This is a genomic window from Psychromonas sp., from assembly GCF_983033635.1.
The window spans coordinates 19,320-25,621 of record NZ_CEZLMY010000041.1 but is presented as its reverse complement, the minus strand read 5'-3'; the positions used below and the strand labels follow the sequence as shown (position 1 = coordinate 25,621).

Annotated in this window: 8 protein-coding genes and 1 pseudogene; 8 read left to right on the top strand and 1 reads right to left on the bottom strand. The window is 38.3% G+C overall.

Features of this window, described 5'->3' with window-relative positions; genetic code table 11:
* Positions 1–301: 301 nt before the first annotated feature.
* From AC4GME_RS07950 to AC4GME_RS07915, 8 genes and pseudogenes are all read left to right on the top strand, one after another.
* Positions 302–634, top strand: a pseudogene (locus AC4GME_RS07950) (transposase); the annotation flags it as partial.
* Between the two features lie 471 nt (positions 635–1,105).
* Entirely contained in the window at positions 1,106–1,342 is a 237-nt protein-coding gene (locus tag AC4GME_RS07945) for a hypothetical protein (RefSeq protein WP_490377159.1), read from the top strand.
* A gap of 274 nt (positions 1,343–1,616) precedes the next feature.
* Complete coding sequence (locus tag AC4GME_RS07940) at positions 1,617–1,853, top strand: hypothetical protein (RefSeq protein ID WP_490377159.1); 237 nt, start codon at positions 1,617–1,619, stop codon at positions 1,851–1,853.
* A gap of 378 nt (positions 1,854–2,231) precedes the next feature.
* Positions 2,232–2,402: a hypothetical protein gene (locus AC4GME_RS07935; RefSeq protein ID WP_490377160.1), complete on the top strand. Its 171-nt coding sequence runs from the start codon at positions 2,232–2,234 to the stop codon at positions 2,400–2,402.
* 40 nt (positions 2,403–2,442) lie between these two features.
* Positions 2,443–3,405, top strand: coding sequence for a 6-phosphofructokinase (locus tag AC4GME_RS07930; protein ID WP_490377161.1), 963 nt, complete (start codon positions 2,443–2,445; stop codon positions 3,403–3,405).
* A 413-nt stretch (positions 3,406–3,818) separates the two neighbouring features.
* Entirely contained in the window at positions 3,819–4,319 is a 501-nt protein-coding gene (locus tag AC4GME_RS07925) for a PAS-domain containing protein (protein ID WP_490377162.1), read from the top strand.
* The gene (locus tag AC4GME_RS07920) at positions 4,320–4,772 is read left to right on the top strand and encodes a GGDEF domain-containing protein (protein ID WP_490377172.1); all 453 of its coding nucleotides are present in this window, start codon (positions 4,320–4,322) and stop codon (positions 4,770–4,772) included.
* A gap of 394 nt (positions 4,773–5,166) precedes the next feature.
* Positions 5,167–5,970 carry an alpha/beta hydrolase gene (locus AC4GME_RS07915; RefSeq protein ID WP_490379209.1) on the top strand — a complete coding sequence of 268 codons (804 nt, stop codon included), beginning with the start codon at positions 5,167–5,169 and terminating at the stop codon, positions 5,968–5,970.
* Here the strand turns inward: AC4GME_RS07915 and AC4GME_RS07910 are convergent.
* Positions 5,957–6,302: hypothetical protein (locus AC4GME_RS07910; RefSeq protein ID WP_490379208.1), on the bottom strand; the 346-nt coding region annotated here is incomplete at its 5' end. The genes AC4GME_RS07915 and AC4GME_RS07910 overlap by 14 nt on opposite strands.

The window sequence follows — 6,302 nt, the reverse complement described above, 5'->3', positions numbered from 1 at the left end:
CTTCGAGAGTTACGTAATAGCTAAATTTAACAAGATCTTACTTAGGTTTCTAATAAATATAAATAAGTTGCAAGTGAAAACACCTAACAAGGTGCTTAAACGGAATAAAAACAGTTGGTTATCGCTGCGCGATTTTAACCAACCATTTTTATCCGCTTAGCAAGGCGTTGAGGCTGTAGAATTTCTCTAAAAAGAACGTTTTTACGTTCTTTTCCTATTATTTTTAATTGTACAAAAAACGTACTTGATTGTGCTGATCGTCTGTGATCTAATGGTTATTATTCGCCCAGAGTGAAATGTAATGGCCAATTACAAACCCGATTTATCCTGTCAAAGTAAGTTCATTCCGATTGATTTCTCACAGCAAATCATCCCCGGCACATTTGAGTATGCGCTTTCCCATATTGTTGATAATCACCTTGATTTAACAACCTTTGATGACTGGTACCAAAACGATAAAGGCGGTGCCGCTGCCTACCCACCGTCAGTGATGTTAAAAATTATCTTGTTTGGTTATTCTCGTGGATTGGTCAGCAGCCGCCGCATTGCCGAGGCTTGTGAAACCAATATTACCTTTATGAGTTTATCGGGCGATGAACAGCCACATTACACCTCTATAGCCAGCTTTGTGTCCAGTTCAATTAGACCAGAATAAGCAATCACAGCGCCAAACAAAATAAAGCTAAGGGAGAAAATAAGATAGGGTTTGTTGCCGATTTTAGTTTTATTATTAATCATGCTAATTCACTGTAATAAAGAGTAAAAAATATAATTCTATAATAAGCTTGAAAAATTGATAGTTGCAAAAGTGCTAGTTGTGCGCAGTGTGAGCTTTTATTATTTTAGTTGGCAAAAGGGGCAAGGGGTAGAGCTGACAAGTGAAAGATCAGGACATATATGGACGCTCCACATCTGTCCTGCCTTTTGCTTGGCTGTTTTTGCCTATGTTTGACATTTGCCTAAATTTCATACTGAATATGACTAAGTCTCTGATGTTAAATTATATTCTTTTCAAGGTCATATTTTTTAATGGATTGAAATTGCGATAACCTAGTTTATAAGCTACGTTTAAGCCTGCACTTAGCGATAAAAATAGGAATAATATATGAAAAAGCAGTTAAGTATACTGTTCGTCCTTATCTCACTTTTATCGATTAGCTTTGCACAAGCAGCTACTAACTGGGAGGTTCGTCGTCTTAAAAACGGCACTTGTGGTGTTGCGCAAATTAAACCAGGCGTAAAAGCAGGTAGTAATCGCGTTGCAGGGCCCTTTCCTACAAAAGCACGAGCATCTACAGAATTAGCAAAACTCAAAAGTACACCGCGTTGTAAACGCTTTTAATCTTTTTTTCTTATCGACATACTTAGTGGATAGTTTTTGCTATCACTGCAATAAAACTATCCATATATGGACGCTCCACATCTGTCCTGCCTTTTGCTTGGCTGTTTTTGCCTATGTTTGACATTTGCCTAAATTTCATACTGAATATGACTAAGTCTCTGATGTTAAATTATATTCTTTTCAAGGTCATATTTTTTAATGGATTGAAATTGCGATAACCTAGTTTATAAGCTACGTTTAAGCCTGCACTTAGCGATAAAAATAGGAATAATATATGAAAAAGCAGTTAAGTATACTGTTCGTCCTTATCTCACTTTTATCGATTAGCTTTGCACAAGCAGCTACTAACTGGGAGGTTCGTCGTCTTAAAAACGGCACTTGTGGTGTTGCGCAAATTAAACCAGGCGTAAAAGCAGGTAGTAATCGCGTTGCAGGGCCCTTTCCTACAAAAGCACGAGCATCTACAGAATTAGCAAAACTCAAAAGTACACCGCGTTGTAAACGCTTTTAATCTTTTTTTCTTATCGACATACTTAGTGGATAGTTTTTGCTATCACTGCAATAAAACTATCCACGCTATTTTTGTATAAGCAACTGATGCAATTATTCTATTAGGAAAAAAGGTTTGGCTGTCCTGCCTTTTGTCTATGTCTTTTGTTACCTTTTTCCTAGTTCAGCCTTTCTCTATGTTCTGTCTTTTCTGTCTTTTTCTTTTCTGTCGTCATTAAGTCTTAGTTTGGTGTGAGCACCTACATACTTTCGATAACTTTTTGCTATCCTTATTATGAGCAGGTAACTGGCGAAGTATAACTCAAAATCCATTCGGTGGTGGTCGAGGAAATACTGCGCCAAAGGGGGAAATAAGCCTCAATCCAATGTAAGAAAATTGATGTTAAAAGAAGAGATACTTGAAGCGGTTAATAAAGGTCAATTTAAAGCCTATGCGATTAAACATATTGATGAAGGTATCAATTTGCTCATGGGGTTAAAAGCAGGAGTCAGAAATAAACATGGAAAATCCCCAAAAAATAGTTTGAATTGTTTTTTTGAAACAAAATGAGTAAATTTGAAAGCAGTGCCAAAAGAAAAGGAGTTAGACTATGTCTGTAGCAATTATGTGTTCTGGCGGTGATTCTAGCGGAATGAACCCTGCAATAAAAAGTTTTGTTGACAACTGTTATGAAAAAAACATTACCCCCTATTTTATCTATGATGGTTTTGAAGGTTTGATTGATGGAAATATCAAAAAAGCCTCTCATGAGGATGTAGCAGGAATCATGCACCTTGGAGGCACTATAATAAGAACTTCTCGTTCAAAAAGGTTTTACGAGTATGAATGCAGACAGATAGCATATAAAAACTTGCAGAAATTTGGTATTGATAAAGTCATACTTCTTGCAGGGGATGGTTCATTTAAAGGCTTTAACCAATTTTCAGAGGAGTTTGACATCTCTTTTGTTGGAATTCCTGCAACAATTGACAATGATATTTATGGGACAGATTATTGTTTGGGAGTTGATACGTCATTAAATATAATCAAACATGCCTTAGATGAAATAAGAGATACGTCAGCTTCTTTTAAAAGAGCATTTGTCGTAGAAACCATGGGAAGAGATTGCGGATATCTGGCACTGATATCTTCTATTATCAGTGGTGCAGAAGTGTGTATCATCCCTGAGATCAAATACAACCTGAACACATTGGAAGAAAAACTTAAAAAAGAGCTTGATGAAGGGCGGGCTTATATTTTGGCTGTAGTAGCAGAAGGCACAAAACAAACTCAACATATAAAAGAATGGTTTGAAAAGAACTTTGACATAGAGACACGGGTCATGATTTTAGGACACATACAAAGAGGTGGTAACCCAACTGTATTTGACAGACTCATGGCTTCAGAATTTGTAACGCTTGGTTTGGATAAACTCATCGCGAATGAAAAAACAAAATCAGTCATTGCTTATAAAGGTTCTGAGTTTATTTTTATTAACATAGATACCGTTACGCAAAATAGATATACCATCAATTCAAAACTTCTAAAAATGGTCAAAAAACTAACCCGATAGCTCAGTTATTATGTATGTGCCGCGGTACAGTAATTTCCGCCTCTTAGTTAGGGCGCGATTCGTACAAAAAGAGTGCATGCCTACATATCAGTATCAAAAAAGTGAGGCAGCTCCCCATTTTTGACTGACTGGAACTCTGGGATTTGTAATCCTATGTTCAACTTAGAAGTGGCAGTGTGGTAAGGGGAGTTAAATCTTTGGCTGTCCTACCTTTTGCTACCTTTTGCCTTGAGATATCGACCTGGCTAATTTTATGCCTTCCAGGCCACGAATTTCATACCTAATGATGCTGAGATGACAAACTCAGCCGCTCCGCAAGCAAGCTGAGACAGTCATCTCTTTATAAGGCAAGAATCTCTCCCTCTTCTACACTTATCAAAAGGATCAGGAATCAGCTGTTTAGGGAGCGATCTATGCCTAAAATCACCAACTCACCGGATCTATTCAAAGACTTGCTTATTGATGTGATTAAAGCCAGTCAGGATGGTTTTGCTATTTTCGACCACAATTATGTGCTTATCTTCTGTAACCATAGATTTGCCAATCTTTTCGGTCTTAAGGTCATTGAGGCCGAAGGGCTAAGTTTTACAGAAATAATCAGGAAATCGCACGCATCAGGAGATGGTATTCAGATTGAGAACGGTGATATTGAGGAATTTATTCGCAATAGCATGTCTGCTCATATGAAAATAGGTTTCCGAACTTTTGAATCGGAGATGGTTGATGACAGATGGATTAAGGTTTCACGCCTTATCACTCAGGATCGTTATGTTTTTGTCTATAACACTGATATTACTGATTTAAAAAATACTGAATCTGAATTGCGTCAGGCTCTGGAACATGTTGAAAAGCTGGCTGCCACGGATCCTCTGACAGGCATCAGTAATCGCAGGCATTTTGTTGAATTGGGTTAAATTGAGCTTGAGCGAAGTCGGCGCCATGGTCACCCACTCTGCTTGTTAGCGCTGGATATCGATCATTTTAAATCTATTAACGATAATTACGGCCACCAGGCGGGAGACAAAGTATTGTCGTCGTTGACAGCATGTTGTCAACGACAGCTGCGAAGTAGCGATATATTTGGCCGTCAGGGAGGAGAAGAATTTTTGATTATGTTGCCGGATACCGAGCTGGATGCAGCATTGATTACTGCCGAACGTATCCGTCAATCCGTAGCTGAATTAGCCATAAGCTACGGAGAACATATGATCACCTTGACGACATCTATCGGGATAGCGGAATTATCCGAAGCGATTGAAAATCTGGACCAACTAACGGATCAAGCCGATAAGGCACTGTATAAAGCAAAAACATCAGGCCGCAATAGAACAGAAATATGGCACTTAATTTCGACTGGCGATCTCTGATCTCTATTTATCATGCCGTACAGTCAATCCGATTGTTTTATTAATAGATATGGGATCAGCTCTTGTGTTTTGCTCTTTTAGGAAAAAGACAAGGTCTGATACTAGAGCTCACTGGTAAAATTAGTTCGGTTTCAGCAGTCATTCCAGATAAATCTATCTCTAATAATTAAAAGGGAAGAGAAAAGGTTTGGCTGTATCCGATTACTTGGATGTGCGTTTTGTTTTTAAATTCAGAAAGTGTAATAGCGTGTAATGGAAAGAGTAAGAGAGTGTGCCTAATGTAAAACTGAAAAAGGGATTTCTAATGGTTGTGCTAATTCGATTACGTAAAAGAGTGCAATCTATGGATCTCCTGTTAATGAGCAAATAAAGCAGTATAACTAAGGAGAAAGTTATGTTGATAGTTAGTTCAAGAAAAGGCTTTAATAATCCTGACAAACTAAATGAAGAGGGGCATCAATTCAGGGAGATTGATTTAGCCAGGGACAAGGAAATAAGAATAATTGACACACTTGAGGATTTTGTAACAGAGCTTGCTGGTAAACGAATCCTGCTGCTTGTTCATGGATATAATAATGAACAAGATGAAGTATACGATGCTTACTCTGTTATTGAGGCGAAAACTCACGAACATCTGCAAGCTGAATATTATCTTGTTATTGGATACTCCTGGCCGGGTGGTGATCAAGGACTTGAATGGTGGGCATCTAAAAAAAGAGCGAATGCTGTCGCCCGAAGGTTCCGCTTTTTAATTGAAAACCTCTCCGCAAACGTACAATTACTTGATGTAATGTCTCACAGTTTAGGGGCGCGTGTTGTACTTAAAGCCCTTAAACAAACTACTGCTGATAAGCTGATTCGAAATTATCTCTGCACAGCACCGGCGGTCGATAATGAGGCACTGGAAAAAGGTGAAGAGTTTTTCAGTTCAGTAAATAAAATCGAAGCGCTTTATGTGTTTCATTCTAAGCGGGATGGAGTACTGGCGAGTGCATATCGCTTAGCCGAGTTTGATAATGCTCTGGGGCTCTACGGACCGGAAGATAAGCAATATATCCAAAATAAGACAAAAAACATATATGTAGCCAACTGTAAAAAGAAAGTCGACAGTCACGGTGCCTACAAACGCAGCGATGCCATATATAACTACATTTCACTCAGTATGACTAAAAAACCGACTAAGTTTAGAACCTTGTAGCTAAACTGCTAACCAGCGCTGCAACCGGAAAAATTGTACGTTGCGCTCCTAATTTAGCGGTGAGCGTAGCGTTAATTCCTAAAAGTAAGGAGGCGATATAAATGAACCTTGAAGTGCGTACCATCAATACGATTGCTTTAGAAAATAGTCTGAGTGCCCAGAAAGCGAACCTAAAAGACCAAGAATAAACAATTAAAAAAAGAGTGCAGCAAATTCGAAACGTTGCTGGTTTTGCCGAGATCGCGATCAATCTATTGGTTAAGTTGGCATAAGCAAACGATTGGATTAGAAATATCAGGAGATAAAGCAATGAATGAAAACTGGCCTTTAAT

What these genes read in the sequence shown, in the direction of transcription:
- AC4GME_RS07925 (WP_490377162.1), top strand. Translation starts at nt 3,819, where the DNA reads ATGCCTAAAATCACCAACTCACCGGATCTATTCAAAGACTTGCTTATT.
- AC4GME_RS07930 (WP_490377161.1), top strand. Translation starts at nt 2,443, where the DNA reads ATGTCTGTAGCAATTATGTGTTCTGGCGGTGATTCTAGCGGAATGAAC.
- AC4GME_RS07945 (WP_490377159.1), top strand. Translation starts at nt 1,106, where the DNA reads ATGAAAAAGCAGTTAAGTATACTGTTCGTCCTTATCTCACTTTTATCG.
- AC4GME_RS07935 (WP_490377160.1), top strand. Translation starts at nt 2,232, where the DNA reads ATGTTAAAAGAAGAGATACTTGAAGCGGTTAATAAAGGTCAATTTAAA.
- AC4GME_RS07940 (WP_490377159.1), top strand. Translation starts at nt 1,617, where the DNA reads ATGAAAAAGCAGTTAAGTATACTGTTCGTCCTTATCTCACTTTTATCG.
- AC4GME_RS07915 (WP_490379209.1), top strand. Translation starts at nt 5,167, where the DNA reads ATGTTGATAGTTAGTTCAAGAAAAGGCTTTAATAATCCTGACAAACTA.